Annotated in this window: 23 protein-coding genes; 13 read left to right on the top strand and 10 right to left on the bottom strand. The window is 71.5% G+C overall.

Translation table 11 applies throughout. The annotated features are described in order from the left end of the window. Positions 1–14: 14 nt before the first annotated feature. The 8 genes from AB0H62_RS18970 to AB0H62_RS18935 all read right to left on the bottom strand — a co-directional run bounded on the left by AB0H62_RS18970 (position 15) and on the right by AB0H62_RS18935 (position 6,206). The gene (locus tag AB0H62_RS18970; protein WP_360587153.1) at positions 15–287 is read right to left on the bottom strand and encodes a DUF6295 family protein; all 273 of its coding nucleotides are present in this window, start codon (positions 285–287) and stop codon (positions 15–17) included. Between the two features lie 27 nt (positions 288–314). Next, positions 315–1,058, bottom strand: a complete 744-nt coding sequence (locus AB0H62_RS18965; protein ID WP_220240916.1) for a dienelactone hydrolase family protein — start codon at positions 1,056–1,058, stop codon at positions 315–317. Continuing rightward, positions 1,055–2,782, bottom strand: a complete 1,728-nt coding sequence (locus tag AB0H62_RS18960; RefSeq protein WP_255638043.1) for an MFS transporter — start codon at positions 2,780–2,782, stop codon at positions 1,055–1,057. Before AB0H62_RS18960 ends, AB0H62_RS18965 begins: the two co-directional genes overlap by 4 nt. Further along, positions 2,779–3,222, bottom strand: coding sequence for a MarR family transcriptional regulator (locus AB0H62_RS18955; protein ID WP_220240914.1), 444 nt, complete (start codon positions 3,220–3,222; stop codon positions 2,779–2,781). Before AB0H62_RS18955 ends, AB0H62_RS18960 begins: the two co-directional genes overlap by 4 nt. A 215-nt stretch (positions 3,223–3,437) precedes the next feature. Continuing rightward, complete coding sequence (locus AB0H62_RS18950) at positions 3,438–4,532, bottom strand: GTP-binding protein (RefSeq protein ID WP_360587150.1); 1,095 nt, start codon at positions 4,530–4,532, stop codon at positions 3,438–3,440. Further along, entirely contained in the window at positions 4,529–4,687 is a 159-nt protein-coding gene (gene rpmF / locus AB0H62_RS18945; protein WP_220240910.1) for a 50S ribosomal protein L32, read from the bottom strand. Before rpmF ends, AB0H62_RS18950 begins: the two co-directional genes overlap by 4 nt. Then, positions 4,687–4,950: a type B 50S ribosomal protein L31 gene (locus AB0H62_RS18940; protein ID WP_360587148.1), complete on the bottom strand. Its 264-nt coding sequence runs from the start codon at positions 4,948–4,950 to the stop codon at positions 4,687–4,689. Before AB0H62_RS18940 ends, rpmF begins: the two co-directional genes overlap by 1 nt. After that, positions 4,947–6,206, bottom strand: a complete 1,260-nt coding sequence (locus tag AB0H62_RS18935; RefSeq protein ID WP_360587146.1) for a GTP-binding protein — start codon at positions 6,204–6,206, stop codon at positions 4,947–4,949. The genes AB0H62_RS18940 and AB0H62_RS18935 overlap by 4 nt, the downstream gene beginning before the upstream one ends. Positions 6,207–6,283: 77 nt before the next feature. Here AB0H62_RS18935 and rpmB point away from each other — a divergent pair, with 77 nt between their 5' ends. The 6 genes from rpmB to cobA are packed head-to-tail and all read left to right on the top strand — an operon-like array spanning position 6,284 to position 8,923. Next, on the top strand, positions 6,284–6,520 hold the full coding sequence (gene rpmB / locus AB0H62_RS18930; protein ID WP_360587144.1) for a 50S ribosomal protein L28: 237 nt from the start codon (positions 6,284–6,286) through the stop codon (positions 6,518–6,520). After that, entirely contained in the window at positions 6,521–6,688 is a 168-nt protein-coding gene (gene rpmG / locus AB0H62_RS18925; RefSeq protein WP_220240903.1) for a 50S ribosomal protein L33, read from the top strand. Then, positions 6,688–6,993, top strand: coding sequence for a 30S ribosomal protein S14 (rpsN, locus tag AB0H62_RS18920; protein WP_360587142.1), 306 nt, complete (start codon positions 6,688–6,690; stop codon positions 6,991–6,993). The genes rpmG and rpsN overlap by 1 nt, the downstream gene beginning before the upstream one ends. Beyond that, complete coding sequence (gene rpsR / locus AB0H62_RS18915) at positions 6,990–7,235, top strand: 30S ribosomal protein S18 (protein WP_220240899.1); 246 nt, start codon at positions 6,990–6,992, stop codon at positions 7,233–7,235. Before rpsN ends, rpsR begins: the two co-directional genes overlap by 4 nt. A 40-nt stretch (positions 7,236–7,275) precedes the next feature. Continuing rightward, positions 7,276–7,668 (top strand): ankyrin repeat domain-containing protein, encoded by a 393-nt coding sequence (locus AB0H62_RS18910; RefSeq protein ID WP_220240897.1) that lies wholly within the window; start codon positions 7,276–7,278, stop codon positions 7,666–7,668. Positions 7,669–7,696: 28 nt separating this feature from the next. Continuing rightward, the gene (cobA, locus tag AB0H62_RS18905; protein ID WP_360587139.1) at positions 7,697–8,923 is read left to right on the top strand and encodes a uroporphyrinogen-III C-methyltransferase; all 1,227 of its coding nucleotides are present in this window, start codon (positions 7,697–7,699) and stop codon (positions 8,921–8,923) included. Positions 8,924–8,933: 10 nt separating this feature from the next. Here cobA and AB0H62_RS18900 read toward each other — a convergent pair whose 3' ends face one another. Then, entirely contained in the window at positions 8,934–9,809 is an 876-nt protein-coding gene (locus AB0H62_RS18900) for an alpha/beta fold hydrolase (RefSeq protein ID WP_220240893.1), read from the bottom strand. Between the two features lie 113 nt (positions 9,810–9,922). Between AB0H62_RS18900 and AB0H62_RS18895 the strand changes: the two genes are divergently transcribed. Both AB0H62_RS18895 and AB0H62_RS18890 read left to right on the top strand, forming a co-directional pair. Further along, a complete protein-coding gene (locus AB0H62_RS18895) occupies positions 9,923–10,765 on the top strand; it encodes a crotonase/enoyl-CoA hydratase family protein (protein ID WP_220240891.1) in 843 nt (280 codons plus the stop codon). Positions 10,766–10,799: 34 nt separating this feature from the next. Next, positions 10,800–12,524, top strand: a complete 1,725-nt coding sequence (locus AB0H62_RS18890) for an AMP-binding protein (protein WP_360587137.1) — start codon at positions 10,800–10,802, stop codon at positions 12,522–12,524. A gap of 27 nt (positions 12,525–12,551) precedes the next feature. Here the strand turns inward: AB0H62_RS18890 and AB0H62_RS18885 are convergent, their stop codons facing one another. Beyond that, positions 12,552–13,058: a hypothetical protein gene (locus AB0H62_RS18885; RefSeq protein ID WP_255638042.1), complete on the bottom strand. Its 507-nt coding sequence runs from the start codon at positions 13,056–13,058 to the stop codon at positions 12,552–12,554. Positions 13,059–13,382: 324 nt separating this feature from the next. Here AB0H62_RS18885 and AB0H62_RS18880 point away from each other — a divergent pair, with 324 nt between their 5' ends. From AB0H62_RS18880 to AB0H62_RS18860, 5 genes are all read left to right on the top strand, one after another. Beyond that, positions 13,383–13,634 (top strand): hypothetical protein, encoded by a 252-nt coding sequence (locus tag AB0H62_RS18880; RefSeq protein ID WP_220240887.1) that lies wholly within the window; start codon positions 13,383–13,385, stop codon positions 13,632–13,634. 207 nt (positions 13,635–13,841) lie between these two features. After that, positions 13,842–14,435, top strand: coding sequence for a CDP-alcohol phosphatidyltransferase family protein (locus tag AB0H62_RS18875; RefSeq protein WP_220240885.1), 594 nt, complete (start codon positions 13,842–13,844; stop codon positions 14,433–14,435). 46 nt (positions 14,436–14,481) lie between these two features. Beyond that, positions 14,482–14,865: a glycine cleavage system protein GcvH gene (gene gcvH / locus AB0H62_RS18870; RefSeq protein WP_220240883.1), complete on the top strand. Its 384-nt coding sequence runs from the start codon at positions 14,482–14,484 to the stop codon at positions 14,863–14,865. Between the two features lie 132 nt (positions 14,866–14,997). After that, positions 14,998–15,465 carry a glycogen accumulation regulator GarA gene (gene garA, locus AB0H62_RS18865; protein WP_033287853.1) on the top strand — a complete coding sequence of 156 codons (468 nt, stop codon included), beginning with the start codon at positions 14,998–15,000 and terminating at the stop codon, positions 15,463–15,465. Then, positions 15,462–16,220 carry a MerR family transcriptional regulator gene (locus AB0H62_RS18860; protein WP_220240881.1) on the top strand — a complete coding sequence of 253 codons (759 nt, stop codon included), beginning with the start codon at positions 15,462–15,464 and terminating at the stop codon, positions 16,218–16,220. Before garA ends, AB0H62_RS18860 begins: the two co-directional genes overlap by 4 nt. The last annotated feature ends 201 nt before the right edge of the window (positions 16,221–16,421 follow it).

Below are 16,421 nucleotides of genomic sequence, written 5' to 3'. Positions count from 1 at the left end.
CCAGCCGGTGCGGCTCACTGGTTGCGCGAGGCCAGCCCCGCCGGCGCCGACGCCAGCGCGGTGTGGATCGCGTCGGCGAGGGCGAGCGCGTCCTCTTCGGTCAGTTCCAGCGCGACGCGCGCGGCCGGGCCCATCGCCGGGTTGCGGAAGTCGATGTTCACGGTGTGGGCGAACCGGGCGTGCGTCGGGTGGTCGACGTAGACGGTGGCTTCGTCGACGCTGTGCCAGCCGGTCGCGCTCTTGCCGCTGCCCTCCACGGCGAACTTCTCGGTGAGGTAGGTGCACATGGGAAACGTCCTTCCTGCGAAGCGGAATCAGGCCGCGAGGTGCCGGCCGTAGAAGTCGAGGATCTTGGCCCAGCCGTCCACGGCGGCCTCCGGCCGGTAGCTCGGGCGGTCGACGGCGAAGAACGCGTGGCCGGCGCCGTCGTAGGTGTGGAACTCGTGCTCCTTGCCGAGGCGGTCGAGCTCGGCGGCGAGCTTCGCGGTCTCCTCGGGAGCGGGGTACTGGTCGTCGGCGCCGAAGATGCCGAGCAGCGGGGCCGACAGCTGCGGTGCGAGGCCCAGCAGCGGCTTCATCGACGCGGGCATGCCGGCCGGCGGCTCGTTCACCACGAACGCGCCGTAGCAGTCCACCGCGGCGTCGACCTGGGTCGAGCACGCGACGAGGAACGTCTGGCGGCCGCCGGAGCAGTGGCCGATCACGCCGATCTTGCCGTTGGCGCCGTCCAGCGCCTTGAGGTACGCGGCCGCACCTTCGACGTCGCCGACGAGGCGCTCGTCGGGCACGCCGCCGTTGGCGCGGACGGTCGCGGCGGCGTCGTCCGGGCTCGCGCCCGGCGCCTCGCGCGAGTACAGGTTCGGGCACAGCGCCGCGAAACCCTCGGCGGCGAAGCGGCGCACCATCTCCTTGGTCGCCGGGTCGTAGCCGGGCATGTGGTGGATCACCACGACGCCGCCGCGCGGAGCGGGGTCGAGCGGGCGAGCCAGGTACGCCTCGATCTCGTCACCGCCGTGGCCGGTGATCGTGACGGTGCCGGCGGTGAGCGTGTCGTTCATCCGTTCTCCTTGTCCGGGGTGCTGCGTTGCTCGCCCGCGCGCGGGGCGAGGTCGGGGTGGAAGTAGCGCTTGCCGCGCGACACCGAGGCGAGGCCCGCGACGAGCGCCATCACGGCGGCCGCCGTGAAGACCGTGACCAGTCCGTTGTGGAACGGGCCGGAGATGAGTTGTGGGAAGAACTCCTTGCCGGTCAGCGCGGCCGAGTCGCTCGGCGACAGCCCGGAAAGGACACCCGGGCCGAGCAGGTGCGCCATCGGGTTGCTGCCGAGGAACGCCGCGAACAGTGTGCTCACGGGCGGCAGCTGGGCGACGTTCGCCGCGACGTCGGCGGGCACGCCGTGGGCCTGCAGCCCGCCGGTGAGCGTGGCGGGCAGCGAGCCGGCCAGGCCCGCGATCATCAGCGAGAAGAACACGCCGATCGACAGCGCGGTGCCGGAGTTCTGGAACGTCGAGCGCATGCCCGACGCGACGCCGCGCTGGTGGTCGGCGACGCTGCTCATGATCGCCGAGGTGTTGGGCGCCGAGAACATCCCCTGTCCGATCCCGCTGATCACGAGCAGCAGCGCGAACACGGGGTAAGAGAAGTCGACCGGCAGCGCCAGCAGGCCGAGGAACGACCCGGCGACGAGCACGAGCCCACCGGTGGAGAACAGCCGCGCGCCGAACCGGTCGGACAGGTAGCCGGACATCGGGCCGGCGATGAGGAACCCGACCGTGAGCGGCAGCAGGTAGATCCCGGCCCACAGCGGGGTCTTCTCGTACTCGTACCCGTGCAGCGGCAGCCAGATGCCCTGCAGCCAGATGATCAGCATGAACTGCAGCCCGCCGCGCGCGATCGACGTGAGCAGCACCGCGAGGTTGCCCGCGGTGAAGGCCCGGATCCGGAACAGCGAGAGCTGGAACATCGGTTCCTTCACGCGTGTCTCGATCACGCCGAACGCGATGAGCAGCAGCACTCCGGAACCGATGCCGCCCAGCACCCACGGGCTGCCCCAGCCGGTGGCCGCCCCGCCGTAGGGCTGGATGCCGTAGGTGATCGCGGCGAGCAGCACACCGGTGCCGAGGGCGAAGGTGACGTTGCCGCCCCAGTCGACGCGCGCGCGGCGCGGCTTGCCGATCTCGCGCAGGCTGCGGATCGACCACACCGTGCCGAGGATGCCGAACGGCACGCTCACCCAGAACACCGCACGCCAGTCGATCTCGGCGAGCAGGCCGCCGGCGACGAGGCCGAGGAACTGCCCGGCCAGCGCGGTGATCTGGTTGATGCCGAGTGCCATGCCGCGTTGTTCGCGCGGGAACGCGTCGGTGAGGATCGCCGCGGAGTTGGCCGTGAGCATGGACCCGCCGACGGCTTGGATGATGCGCCAGCCGATCAGCCACAGCGCGCCCTGCCCGCCGTGGAACGGGTCGAACGACAGCGCCACCGAGGCGACGCTGAAGATCACGAACCCGACGTTGTACATCTTCACGCGGCCGAACATGTCGCCGAGGCGCCCGAGCGTGACCACGAGCACCGCCGACACCAGCAGGTAGCCCAGGATCATCCAGAGCAGGTAGCCGATATTGCCCGGCGCGAGCGGGTCGAGCCCGATGCCGCGGAAGATCGCGGGCAGCGAGATGATCACGATCGACCCGTCGAGGGCCGACATGAGCACGCCGAGGGTGGTGTTGGAGAGGGCGACCCACTTGTAGCGGTCTCCGCGGCTGGTGGTTGTGGTTGTCACAGTTCGTCTGCCAGGCGTTCGAGCAATGGGATCACTTCGAGCAGTCGGTGGCGTTCCTCGGCGGTGAAGCCGCCGGCCAGGGCTTGGGCGACGCGCTGGGTGCTCAGCGAGCGCCGGTCGGTCAGGAGCTTCCGGCCGGTCGCGGTCACGGACATCAGGACGCGGCGGCCGTCGGCGGCGTCGGGGCTTCGGCTCACGAGCCCGCGTTCGACGAGCCCGGCCAGGGTCGCGCCCATGGCCTGCGGCTTCACCCGCTCCTGCTCGGCCAGGTAGCCGGGTGTAGAGGGCCCGTCGCGGTCGAGCCGCGAGAGCACGGAGCTCTCCGAGAGCGTGGCCTCGCCCGCCACGTAGCCCTGCCGCATCCGGCGCACCAGCCGCCCGATCGCGATCCTCAGGTCGGCGGCGGCCTCCACGAGATCTTTGGTGATCCGATCCGGCATATTAGTCAACCTAGACTGATAAACCTGGGTTGATCAACCTTCGCGAAACACCCCTAACCCCAACGAATCGCCCAGTTCAGACGTGGTGTGTCCGGCGTGGACCGAGCCTGATCCGCATGATCACGCCGGCCGGTGAACGATCAAGGAACTTCCGGGAACACGAAGGCCGCGCGCCCGGTGTGACGCGGGTCGCGCGGCCTTCGGTGCGTCTGTCCTCAATGGACGTGCATGGGCTCCCATGCGGGGAAGGGATCCGCCGTCACCGGCTCGTCGGTGAGGCACGCCTCGAGCGCGGCCAGCAGCGGGTCGCCGGCGAGCCCGACGCCGATGAAGACCAGCTCCTGCCGCGGCGCGTCGGTCACCCCCTGCGGTTCGAACCGCGCCACCGAGCCCGCCTGCGACCACAGGCCGAGCACACCCGGTCGCGACGCGAGCGTGAAGAACCCCTTGGAGCGCAACACCGTGCCGAACTCGCCCGAGTCGAGGCGGGTCGTGACGAAGTCCCACAGCGGTGCCGGGTCGAACGCCCGGGTGGCGCGGAACACGAGGCTGGAGATGCCGTACTCCTCCGTCTCCGGCACGTGGTCGCCGTTGAGCTCCGCGACCCAGCCCGGCGCCTGCTGCGCCCGCAGGGGGTCGTGGCGACCCGTGCCGACCACGCGCCCGAGCGGCACCCGGCCGAACTCCGCCGTCACCACGTCGGCGCCCGGGTTGAGCCGGCGCAGCGCCGCCACCAGTCGGTCGGCCTCGGCGGGGGAGACGAGGTCGGTTTTGTTCAGCAGCAGCACGTCGGCGAACTCGACCTGGTCCACGAGCAGGTCGCTGACCGTGCGCTCATCGCCCTCGTACTGGTCGAGGCGGCGCTCGGCCAGGGAGTCGCCACCGGCCAGCTCACGGCCGAAGTTCACGGCGTCGACCACGGTCACCATCGTGTCCAGCCGGGCGCCGGAGAGCGCCGGGCTGCCGTCGTCGCCGGGGAAGGAGAACGTGGCGGCGACCGGCATCGGCTCGGAGATCCCGCTCGACTCGATGAGCAGGTGGTCGAACCGCCCCTCCGCCGTCAGGCGCGCGACCTCGTCGAGCAGGTCTTCGCGCAGGGTGCAGCAGATGCACCCGTTGGTCAGCTCGACCAGGCGCTCCTCGGTGCGGGAGACGCTGTCACGCACGAGCGCGGCGTCGATGTTGACCTCGCTCATGTCGTTCACGATCACCGCGACCCGCAGGCCTTCGCGGTTGGCGAGGATGTGGTTGAGCAGCGTCGTCTTGCCCGCGCCGAGGAACCCCGACAGGACGGTGACGGGCACGCTCACCGATCGAGCCGCTGGAAGTGCTTGATCAGGCGGCGCGGCACGAGCTTGCGCTCGCCGTCGACCGTGATCGGCACCAGATCGGGCACCGCGGCCTTCCACTGCGCGCGGCGCGCGCGGGTGTTGCTGCGGGACTTCTTCCGCTTCGGCACGGCCATCAGCGCGCACCGCCCTTCTCACGACGGCCGTAACGGCGGTGGAACTTCTCGACCTGGCCCGCGGAGTCGACGATCCGCTGGTTGCCGGTCCAGAACGGGTGCGACCACGAACTGATGTCCACGACCACGAGCGGGTAAGTGTCGCCGTCGCTCCACTCGATCGTCCGCTCGGACGTCGCGGTGGAGCGGGTGAGGAACGCGTCGCCCGTGGACGAGTCGCGGAACACCACGGGGTGGTAGTCGGGGTGGATGCCAGGTTTCACTGCGGTTCTTCCTTTCGGTTCGCGGCGTTGAGGTGCCGCTCTTCGTCTTCGTCGTCGGTTTCGATGGCCTCGCACGGGTCTTCGTGCCACTCGCCGAACGGGTCGGGGTAGCTGCGCCAGGCAGCTTCTCCCTCGGCCAGCTCGGCGTCGGTGAGCAGCGCGGCGTGCAGCGCGTCCTCGATTTCCCTCGGTGCCACCAGATCCGTGACCACGACGAGCTCCTGCGCGCGGTCGCCGTGCACCGGGTGCCAGCGCAGCGACGCGAGCGTGCGGCGTTCGGGGGAGACGTCGGCCCAGTCCGGGCCGTCGGGTGAGGTCAGCCACGGCCCGGCGTGCCCGATCGCGAGGCCGCCGCCCGCCGACTCGAGCCAGAACGCGATGTCGGGCTGACTCGCGACCCATGCGCGGCCGCGGGTGCGGATCACGCCGCCCAGCAGCGTGTCGATCGCCTCGTGCAGGCGCTCGGGGTGGAACGGCCGCTGCGAGGTGAAGGTGAGCACCTCGATCCCGCAGTCGGCGTGCAGCGGCGGCTGTCCCCGCAGGAGCGCGCCGTGCAGGTCGATCACCTCGCCGCGCCGCGATTCCGCGGGCACGGCGGCGAACAGCAGCCCGGCGTTCGCGCCCTTCAGGACGACGCGCGGGACGGACGGCGCGACGCGGTCGAGCACGGCCGCGGTCTTCGCGGCGCACCACGCGTCGGGCACTTCGCCCGCGAGCACCAGCACGTCGGCGAACTCCACCTGCGCGAGCGCGACCTGCGCGACGCTGCGCTCGTCCTCGGGGCTGCCCAGCAGGCCGCGTTCCAGGAGCAGCTCGTCGCCGGACGCGTCGGCGAGCCAGGCAGCGCGGTCGACGGTGGTGAACACGGCCTCGATCTCGACGTCGTCGCTCACGGGCCGGTCGCCGACGAGCACGTTGGCGATCGCCCAGCTGACCGGCTCGGGCTCCATGGCCTCGTCGAGGCGCAGCACGATCCGGTCCACCTCCGGCAGCCGGGCGAGCCGGCGCAGCAGCGGCAGGAGGTCTTCGCGCAGCGTGCAATTCACGCAGCCGTGCGCGAGCTCCAGCGCGGTGAGCTGGTCGCGGGGGCCGAGGCGGATCCGCCTGCGGACGATGCCGCTGCCGATCTGCCGCAGGTCGTGGTGGACCACGGCGACGCCGGGGCCGGCGCGGCGCAGCAGTTCGGCGAGCTCGTCGTTGCCTTCGGCGGCGAGTCCGCTGACGAGCACGAGCGGGACACGCGGGTGTGGGGTCACTGAAGCTCCAGTCGACGGGACGGGGTACGGTGGCAGCGTAATTGAAAACGAATATCACTATCAACTCGGGAGGGTCCGTGTCAGCCGTGTGCCAGGTCACCGGCCGCAAGCCGGGCTACGGCAAGCAGGTCTCGCACTCGCATCGCCGCACGTCACGGCGCTGGGAGCCGAACCTGCAGACCCGCCGCTACTACGTGCCGAGCCTCGGCCGGACCGTGCGGCTCAAGGTGTCGGCGAAGGGCATGAAGACGATCGACAAGCGCGCGATCGACGCGGTCGTCGCGGAACTGGCCGCGAAGGGGGTGAAGCTCTAGATGGCGAAGAGCACCGACGTCCGGCCGATCATCAAGCTGCGCTCCACCGCGGGCACCGGCTACACGTACGTGACGAAGAAGAACCGGCGCAACGACCCCGACCGGATGGTCCTGCGCAAGTACGACCCCGTGGTGCGCAAGCACGTCGAGTTCAAGGAAGAGCGCTGATGGCGAAGAAGTCGAAGATCGCGAAGAACGAGCAGCGGAAGGTGATCGCCGCCCGCTACGTCGAGAAGCGCCGGGCGCTCAAGGCCGTGATCGCCTCGCCGCACTCGTCGGCGCAGGACAAGGCCGACGCGGTGGTGGCGTTGCAGCGCATGCCGCGCGACGCGAGCGCCACGCGCATCCGCAACCGCGACGCCGCCGACGGGCGCCCGCGCGGCTACCTGCGCAAGTTCGGCCTGTCGCGCGTGCGGATGCGGCAGATGGCGCACAACGGCGAGCTGCCCGGCGTCTCGAAGTCGAGCTGGTGAGGCGCGTGCCGAAGCACGAACGCGTGCCCCGCAAGCGGGCGAACCCGTTGCACGCCCGGGGGATCACGGCCGTCGACTGGAAGGACGTCGACCTGCTGCGGATCTTCATCTCCGACCGCGGCAAGATCCGCGCCCGCCGCGTGACGGGGCTGACGCCGAAGCAGCAGAAGCAGGTGGCCTCGGCCATCAAGAACGCGCGGGAGATGGCGCTGCTGCCCTACCCGAACTCCGCCCGGGGTTGAGCACCCGGCGTCCCGGGAGCCGGCGTGCCAGACTCGGCGCATGGCTTCCGGGACGCCGTCGGACGAGGAGCTCGGCCTCTGCGCCCGCGTGTTCACCATGGCGCGTGCGGACGACACGGAGCGCCTCGCCGCCTACGTCGACGCCGGCATCCCCGCGAACCTCACCAACGACCGCGGCGACACCTTGGTGATGCTCGCCGCTTACCACGGGCACGCGGAGACGGTGGCCGCGCTGCCGGCGCGCGGCGCGGATCCCAACCGGGTCAACGACCGGGGCCAGAGCCCGCTCACCGGCGCCGTGTTCAAGGACGAGCCCGAGGTCGTGAAGGCGCTGGTGGCGGGTGGTGCCGATCCACGGGCGGGCACGCCGTCCGCGGTCGAGGCGGCGACGATGTTCGGCAACACCGGGCTGCTGGCCCTGCTGCAGCGCTGAGCGGGCCGGGCAGGCAGACTTTCGGGCTATGGACGACCCGCACTACCTCTCCGGACTCCAGCTCGCCGGCCGCCGCGTCGTGATGGTCGGGGGCGGCTCGGTCGCCCAGCGCCGCCTCCCGCGGCTCATCCGCGCGGGCGCGCGGGTGGAGCTGGTCTCGCCCCACACCACGCCGTCGGTGAGCGCGATGGCCGACGCGGGCGAGCTGGTCTGGCACGAGCGCCGCTACGCCGAGGGCGACCTCGCCGACGCCTGGTACGCGCTCGCCTGCACCGACGACCCCGAGGTCAACGCCGCAGTGTGCGCCGAAGCCGAACGCGAGCGCGTGTTCTGCGTGCGTGCCGACGAGGGGGAGTCCGGCAGCGCCGTGACCCCGGCTTCGGGCCGCCACGGCGGGCTGCTGTTCGGCGTCCTGTCCGGCGGTGAGCCGCTGCGCTCGGCCGCCGTGCGCGACAGCATCCTCGACGCCCTGCACGCCGGCACCGTCAAGGATGCTGCCGGCGGCCGCGCGCCGCGAGGCACCGACACGGAGCTGCCGGGTGTCGCCCTGGTCGGCGGCGGCCCGGGCGACCCGGACCTGATCACCGTCCGCGGCCGCCGGCTGCTCTCGCGCGCCGACGTGGTGGTCGTCGACCGGCTCGCGCCCCGCGAGCTGCTGGACGAGCTCGCGCCCGAGGTCGAGGTCGTCGACGCGGCGAAGATCCCGTACGGCCGCGCCGCGAGCCAGGACGTGATCAACAGCACGCTGATCGAGAAGGCCAAGGAGGGGAAGTTCGTCGTCCGGCTCAAGGGCGGCGACCCCTACCTGTTCGGCCGCGGGTTCGAGGAGGTCCTGGCCTGCGCCGAGGCGGGCGTGCCGGTGACCATGGTCCCGGGCATCACGAGCGCCTTCGCGGTCCCCGCCGTGGCCGACGTGCCGGTCACCCACCGCGGCGTCGCCCACGAGGTCGTGGTCGTCTCGGGCCACGTCGCCCCCGGTGACCCGCGCTCGCTGGTCGACTGGTCCCTGCTGGCCGGCCTGCGCGGCACGATCGTGCTGATGATGGGCGTCGAACGGCTGCCCCAGTTCGCGGCGGCGCTGCTGGATGGCGGCCGCCCCGCCGACACGCCGGTCGCCATCGTCGAAGACGGCACCATGCGCACACAGCGCACCCTGCGCTCCACGCTGGGGAAGGTGGCCGGCGAAGCGGCCGCCGCGGGTGTCCGGCCGCCGGCGGTGATCGTGTTCGGCCCGGTGGCCGGCCTCGCGAAGTGACCCGGCCGGGTCAGCTTTCGTAGCAGCGCTCGGCGAAGTCGGTGATCGCCGAGGTCAAGCGCTTCGGGTCGGAGCGGAGCTCGACCGGGCTGCGCGCCTGGACGAACTCCGCACCGGGCATGTCGGCGGCCAGGGTGTCGGCGTCGCCGAAGGGGTGGATCGGATCGCCTTCGTGGCCGATCACCAGCGCGGGCGTGGTGATGGCCCGGCGCACCGACTTCGGCGGCGCGATGCGGCCGAACAGCACGCCGTGCAGGAGCGCGGCCATCGGCTCGGGCTGCTGGGTCAGGGTGTCGGTGACGACGTCGACCCACTGGCTGCCGTGGGGCACGAGGTTGGCGGCCAGCGCGACGCCGCGCACGGTCACGGGCAGGAAGCGCGCGGCGAACAGCAGCGGGGCGAACGTGAGCAGCCCGGCGACGATCGCGTTGTCCAGCACCGGCATCTCCACGACCAGCCCGCGGGCGCGGGACGGCTGCGCGACCGCCACCTCGAGCGCCACGTTCGCGCCGAGCGACGTCCCGCCGAGCACGGCGTCGGGCAGGTCGAGGTGGTCGAGCAGCGCCACGGCCTGCTCCCCGAACGCCGGCATCGAGTAGCGCCACGACTCGGTCGGCCGGTCGGACTCGCCGTGGCCCAGCAGGTCGAGGGTGATCACGCGGAAGCCCGAGCGCGCGAGCCGGCGGGCCAGGGGAGCGTGCATGCGGCGGGTGAACATGATGCCGTGCATCAGGACCACCACGCGCTCGCCCGAGCCGTACTCGGTGTAGGCCAGGCGCTGGCCGTCGCAGGTGAACGAGCCGGACAGCTCGATCGGACGCGAGCGGCGCGCCGGCGGGGGATCCGCAGGCAGGTCGTCGACGGCAAGAACGGGGGCCGGGGCCATGCGCCACCTTCCTCTCGTGGTCGAGGGCCGCTTCGATCTCTCGTGGCCCTCCCAGGAAAGCATCCCGCGACCGAATTGGCACAGCGTCAACCGGATGGTTCAAGATGACAGGCATGACCGGACCTGCCGACTCCCTGCCCGATCTCGTCTCGCTGAAGGTCGACCTCGACGGCCACGTCGCCGAAGTCACCCTGCTCGGCCCGGCGAAGGGCAACGCCATGGGCCCCGACTTCTGGCGCGAGCTGCCGCTGGTCTTCGCCGCCCTCGACGCCGACCCGCGCGTGCGCGCGATCGTGCTCACCGGCAGCGGCGCGCATTTCTCCTACGGCCTCGACCTGCCCGCGATGATGGGCGGCTGGGCCCCGATGCTCGCCGGCGACGCGCTGGCCGGCCCGCGCACGGACTTCCACCGCGAGGTCCGCCGCCTGCAGGAGTCCGTGAGCTCGATCGCCGAGTGCCGCAAGCCCGTGATCGCCGCCGTGTCCGGCTGGTGCATCGGCGGCGGCGTCGACGTGATCAGCGCCGCCGACGTGCGCCTGGCCAGCGCCGACGCGAAGTTCAGCGTGCGCGAGGTGAAGGTCGCGATCGTCGCCGACCTCGGCAGCCTGCAGCGGCTGGCCACGATCGTCGGCGAGGGCCACGTGCGCGAGCTCGCCCTGACGGGCAAGGACGTCGACGCCGCGCGCGCCGAGAAGATCGGCCTGGTCAACGACGTCTACCCCGACTCCGACACGCTGCTGGCCGAGGCCCGCAAGCTCGCCGCCGACATCGCGGCGAACCCGCCGCTGGTCGTGCAAGGCACCAAGCAGGTGCTCGCCGCCAACACCGAGCGCCAGGTCGCCGAGGGCCTGCGGTACGTCGCGGCGTGGAACTCCGCGTTCCTCCCGAGCAAGGACCTCGCCGAGGCCGTGCAGGCGTTCATGGAGCGCCGCGCGCCCGAGTTCAAGGGCGAGTAGAACAGGCACGTACGCGAGCACGAGGGAGCACGACGTGAGCAATGGCGCTTCGGGGAACCAGCGGGCCGGCGAGGCCTACCAGGTCTTTCGGGAGGCGCGGGACTACCTCCAGTCCCACCGCGAGGACTACGACACCGCCGTCCGGGAGTTCGCGTGGCCGCAGCCCGCGGAGTTCAACTGGGCGCTCGACTGGTTCGACGTGGTGGCCCGCGACCCGGCGAACGCGCAGCGGTACGCGCTCTGGATCGTCGAGGAGGACGGCACCGAGAACCGCTGGACCTACCCGGAGATGGCCGCCCGCTCGGACCAGGTCGCCACGTGGCTGCGCCGCCTCGGCGTCTCGCGCGGCGATCGGCTGATCCTCATGCTGGGCAACCAGGGCGAGCTGTGGGAGACGATCCTCGCCGCGATCAAGCTCGGCGCCGTGATCATCCCGGCCTCGACGCTGCTCGGGCCGGCCGACCTCGTCGACCGCGTGGAGCGCGGCAAGGCCAAGCACGTGGTGGTGCGCTCGGCCGACGCGCCGAAGTTCGCCGACGTGGCGGGCGACTACACGCGCATCGCCGTCGGCGAGCCGGTCGAGGGCTGGCACGCCTACGCCACCGCGTACGCCGAGCCGGCCGGTTTCACCCCCGAAGGCGTGACGGCCGCGGGTGACCCGCTGTTGCTCTACTTCACCTCGGGCACCACGGCGAAGCCGAAGCTCGTGCAGCACACGCACGTCTCCTACCCGGTCGGGCATCTGTCCACAATGTACTGGATCGGCCTCGAACCGGGTGACGTGCACCTGAACATCTCCTCGCCCGGCTGGGCGAAACACGCGTGGAGCAACGTGTTCGCGCCGTGGAACGCCGAGGCCACGGTGTTCCTGTACAACTACACGCGCTTCGACGCCACAGCGCTCATGGCGCAGATGGACCGCTGCGGGGTCACGAGCTTCTGCGCGCCGCCCACGGTGTGGCGCATGCTCATCCAGGCCGACCTGACGGCGCTGAAAACCCCGCCGCAGAAGGTGGTCGGTGCGGGCGAGCCGCTCAACCCCGAGGTGATCGAGCAGGTCGAGAAGGCCTGGGGCGTCACCATTCGCGACGGGTTCGGCCAGACCGAGAGCAGCGTGCAGATCGCCAACACTCCCGGCCAGGACGTGGTTCCCGGCTCGATGGGCCGGCCGCTGCCGGGTTTCGTGGTGGCTCTGGTCGACCCGGTCACGGGCGAGCGCGCCGGCGAGGGCGAGATCTGCCTCGACCTCGCGCACCGGCCGGTCGGCCTGATGACGGGCTACGCGGACGACGACGAGCGCACCTCGGAAGCCTTCCGCGACGGCTACTACCACACGGGTGACGTCGGTTCGGTCGACGAACGCGGCTACATCACCTACGTCGGGCGCACCGACGACGTGTTCAAAGCATCGGACTACCGGATCTCGCCGTTCGAGCTGGAGAGCGTGCTGCTGGAGCACGAAGCCGTCGCCGAAGCCGCCGTGGTGCCCGCGCCGGACCCGATCCGGCTCGCCGTGCCGAAGGCCTACGTCGTGCTGGCCGCGGGCCACGAGCCCACCGCGGACACCGCTCGCGCGATCCTGGCGTACGCGCGGGAGCACCTCGCGCCGTACAAGCGGATCCGGCGCCTGGAGTTCGCCGAGCTGCCGAAGACGATCTCCGGCAAGATCCGCCGCGTCGAGCTGCGCGGGCGCGAGCACGAGAACACCCGGCCCGAGGGCGAGTACCGCGAGGACGACTTCCCGGACCTCAAGGCCTGAGCCGCGCGGCCGTCGTTCCCCTCGGCTTCACTCCGAGGGGACGACGGCCGCGAACACCGTCTGCTCACCCTTGCTGCACGTCGTGCCGCCCTGCGCCGCGGGCGGACCCGAGGTGCACAGCCAGCCCGACACGGTGTCGTTCACGGCGTCGTTGGACCCCGTGCCCTGCCGGCCGGCGATCTTCGCGTGGAAGTCGCGCACGAGCGCCATGGCCTCGGCGCACGGCACCCCGCCCGCGCGGCTGTCGAACACGTACAGGGTCAGGCCGCTCGCGGCCGTCACGGTGCCGCAGGACCCCGGAACGGCCGGTGTGGTGCTCGGGGCCTTGGTGTGCGTGCTCGGCGGCGCCTGTGTCGTTTCAGGCGGCGGGGGAGGAACCGAGTGCGCCGTCGAGGTCGTCGGCGGGGGCGTGGTCGCGGACGGTGGCGGCGGTACCGCCGCCCGGGGCTCGGGTTCCCCCGAACAGGCGGCGAGCGCCGGCAGCACGAGCCAGGCCGCGAGCAGCGGCCGCCACGCGGGCTTCGACGGGGGCACCGGGGTCCTTTCGCCAGGGGTCTTTCCCGGCATTCTGGCCCGACGCCGGCGCTGTGACCCGCACCGACACCCGGCGCGGCGGGCGGAGGTTACCGGAACCGGGGCTTCCGCCTCGCCGGGCTCCCGCGAAAGTCCGTCTATTGTGGACGGTTAACATCGCGTTCACGCAGTGAGACACCGGGAACCGCTCGCTCATCGATCGGACGAATCTCCGGCGCGGACGTTAACGTCTGGCGCTCTCGGACCGAAATAGGTGAGGAGCGCCCCGGCGCGTTCCCGTCCCCGATCACCCGCCGACCCCGAGAGACAAGAGCACCGCACAGCATGACCACCGAAACGGCCAGCGAGCCCGCCATCCCGTCAGCGTCCGCCCTCACCGACCCGTCCGAGCGGCCCACCGAGACCACTCCGCCCACCGCGCCCTGCAGCGTCGTGTGGTGCTGCGGCCGCCCGTACGTCCTCGAAGGCCGAGCAGGCCGAGCCCGCTGGGTCGGCAACGACGACCGCGGCCGCCCCGAGCGCCTCAGCAGCGCGGAGCTGCAGCGCCGCGGCTGGAGCCACCGCCGCGCCGGCTGAGCACCCCCGCGGCTTTCCCGGCCGACCGCTTCGAAGCCCCACGGCTTGAGAGTCCACGGGTTTGATGCCCGGCGGCTTTTCGATCCACGGCTTTCCATCCACGGCTTTTCCACCCACAGCCCCGCGGTCGGGTCGCGCGCCACGAACCCGCGACCCGACCGCGTGACCACCGGCGTCGGCGCCGGTCCTCACCTCTAGGCTGAGCGAGTGACCACGGTCCCCGAGCCCAAGACGGAGCCTTCCCTGCTGCGGCAGGCGTTCAACGTCCCCAACCTCCTGTCGCTGCTGCGGCTCGCGGGCGTGCCCGTGTTCCTCTGGCTGCTGCTCGGCCCGAAGGAGGACGGCTGGGCGCTCGCGCTGCTCGTCTTCTCGGCGCTGACCGACTGGCTCGACGGCAAGCTCGCCCGCTGGCTCGACCAGATGTCGCGGCTGGGCCAGCTGCTCGACCCCGCCGCCGACCGGCTCTACATCCTCGCGACCCTCGTCGCGTTCCTCATCCGCGACATCATCCCGTGGTGGGTCGTCGTGCCGCTGGTGCTGCGCGAGGCCGTGCTCGCGATCTGCGTGCTCGTGCTCCGCCGCGGCGGGTTCGCGCCGCCCGAGGTGACCTACATCGGCAAGGGCGCGACCTTCGTGCTCATGTACGCCTTCCCGTTCCTGCTGCTCACGCAGGGCGGCTCGACTGTGGCCGTGGTGGCCCGGCCGATCGCCTACGCCTTCATGGTCTGGGGCGGGGTGCTCTACGTCTGGTCCGGCGCGCTCTATGTCGTGCAGGCAGTGCGCGCGCTTCGCAGCCGGTGATGGAAGACTGCCCGCGACGAAGTCGGTTCTAGGAAGGGGAGGGGCGTTGACCACTCCAGAAGAGCTGCGTTACACCGAGGAACACGAGTGGGTGGCCACGCGTGAGGGTGCGCTGGTCCGCGTGGGCATCACGGAGTACGCCCAGGACCAGCTCGGCGACGTGGTGTTCGTCGACCTGCCCGAGGTCGGCAAGCACGTCGACGCGGGCGACGTTTTCGGCGAGGTGGAGTCCACCAAGAGCGTCTCGGAGCTGTTCGCGCCGGTCGACGGCGAGATCGTCGCGGTGAACGCCGCGGTCTCCGATTCGCCCGAGTTGATCAACTCCGACCCGTACGGCGAGGGCTGGCTCGTGGAGATCCGCCTCGACGACCCCGCGGGGCTCGAAGCCCTGCTCGAAGCCGAGGCGTACCAGGCGCTCATCACCGGCTGAGGCGGGTTCGGCCTGGCCCGGGGGTTCCGCCCGCACAAGGGGGAGCCCCGGGGTTCCGAACCGATCAGGCACGGTACGTTGGCAGCTACACGTTCTTGGTCATAGCAACATTGTGTGTAGAGGAGAGCTCAGGTGAGCACGAACGACGGGCCCGGCGTTCCCCCGGAGCAGTCTCCGGAGCGGACCTCTGTCTTCCGGGCCGACTTCCTGGCCGACGTCGAAGGCCAGGAGTCCGCACCGGCCGCCGAGGCACCGGTGCAGGGCGTCGACGCCCTGCCGCCGGGTTCCGCCCTCCTGGTCGTGAAGCGGGGCCCCAACGCGGGGTCGCGCTTCCTGCTGGACCGCGACACCACGAGCGCGGGCCGGCACCCCGACAGCGACATCTTCCTCGACGACGTCACCGTTTCCCGCCGGCACGCCGAGTTCCGGCGTGAGGGCGGGGAGTTCGTGGTGATCGACGTCGGCAGCCTGAACGGCACCTACGTCAACCGCGAGCCGGTCGACCAGGCCGTGCTGGCCGGCGGCGACGAGGTGCAGATCGGGAAGTTCCGCCTCGTCTTCCTGACGGGCCCGGGGCACGGGGGCCAGGGGGCACAGTGACGGCGGCCGGGCAGCCCGGTCGTTCGGAGGCCCGGCGTGACGGGTTGAGCATCGGGGCGGTCCTGGCGCAGCTGCGCGGCGACTTCCCCGATGTCACCATCTCCAAGATCCGGTTCCTCGAGGCGGAAGGCCTGGTCCGGCCGGGCCGCACGCCCTCGGGGTACCGGCAGTTCGCCCCGGCGGACGTGGAGCGGCTTCGCTTTGTGCTGTCCGCGCAGCGGGACCACTACCTCCCGCTCAAGGTCATCAAGGAACAGCTGGACGCGGCGGACTCCGGAGCGGAGCCCGCCGCGGTCGCTCCACGCCTGCCCCGGAAGCTGGTGTCGCTCGACCCGGCCGACACCGGCGGGCTGCCCGACGCCGACGACTTCGAGACCGGTCCCGAGATCCGGCTGACGCAGGAGGAGTTGCTGGCGCAAGCCGGCATCACCGCCGCGACGCTCACTGAGCTGCAGCAGTACGGGCTCGTACGGCCGGGCGCGGCGGGATTCTTCGGCCCCGACGCGGTGCTGATCGCGCGCACGGTGAAGGCAATGACCGAATTCGGTATCGAGCCGAGACATCTGCGTGCCTTCCGCGCCGCGGCCGACCGCGAAGTCGGCCTGCTGGAGCAGATCGTGACCCCCGTGTATCGCCACCGTGACGAGGATGCGAAAGCGAGGGCAGACGAGGTGGTCCGCGAGCTCGCCGCACTGTCCGTCACACTCCACACGCTCCTCGTGAAAGCGGGGATCCGGGGAGTCACCGGCGGTTGAACCGGACGTAACGGGCTGAACACCGGTGTGCGTCACATGTCAATGACTGAATGTTCGGGACCGTATGCCGTACCGTGAGAGACGGTTTGCGGTGCAGTGAACCGAGAATGTCCGCCACTAGCGAGCACAGCGCCCGGATGACGGGTAGCGTCGAACCCAACGGCGCGAGTACGTCGAGCGCTGCAGCCCGTGTGCACGAGA

Origin of the sequence: Amycolatopsis sp. NPDC050768 (assembly GCF_040654155.1) — a bacterium.
GTDB lineage: Bacteria > Actinomycetota > Actinomycetes > Mycobacteriales > Pseudonocardiaceae > Amycolatopsis.
The sequence above is the reverse complement of the archived record's forward strand: the minus strand, read 5'-3'. Positions and strand labels throughout refer to the sequence as shown.

Bases quoted from the DNA above. Each gene is read 5' to 3' on its own strand.
- AB0H62_RS18955 (WP_220240914.1), bottom strand. From the start codon at position 3,222: ATGCCGGATCGGATCACCAAAGATCTCGTGGAGGCCGCCGCCGACCTG.
- rpsN (WP_360587142.1), top strand. From the start codon at position 6,688: ATGGCGAAGAAGTCGAAGATCGCGAAGAACGAGCAGCGGAAGGTGATC.
- AB0H62_RS18880 (WP_220240887.1), top strand. From the start codon at position 13,383: ATGACCACCGAAACGGCCAGCGAGCCCGCCATCCCGTCAGCGTCCGCC.
- AB0H62_RS18965 (WP_220240916.1), bottom strand. From the start codon at position 1,058: ATGAACGACACGCTCACCGCCGGCACCGTCACGATCACCGGCCACGGC.
- rpmG (WP_220240903.1), top strand. From the start codon at position 6,521: ATGGCGAAGAGCACCGACGTCCGGCCGATCATCAAGCTGCGCTCCACC.
- AB0H62_RS18910 (WP_220240897.1), top strand. From the start codon at position 7,276: ATGGCTTCCGGGACGCCGTCGGACGAGGAGCTCGGCCTCTGCGCCCGC.
- rpmF (WP_220240910.1), bottom strand. From the start codon at position 4,687: ATGGCCGTGCCGAAGCGGAAGAAGTCCCGCAGCAACACCCGCGCGCGC.
- AB0H62_RS18970 (WP_360587153.1), bottom strand. From the start codon at position 287: ATGTGCACCTACCTCACCGAGAAGTTCGCCGTGGAGGGCAGCGGCAAG.
- AB0H62_RS18900 (WP_220240893.1), bottom strand. From the start codon at position 9,809: ATGGCCCCGGCCCCCGTTCTTGCCGTCGACGACCTGCCTGCGGATCCC.
- cobA (WP_360587139.1), top strand. From the start codon at position 7,697: ATGGACGACCCGCACTACCTCTCCGGACTCCAGCTCGCCGGCCGCCGC.
- AB0H62_RS18895 (WP_220240891.1), top strand. From the start codon at position 9,923: ATGACCGGACCTGCCGACTCCCTGCCCGATCTCGTCTCGCTGAAGGTC.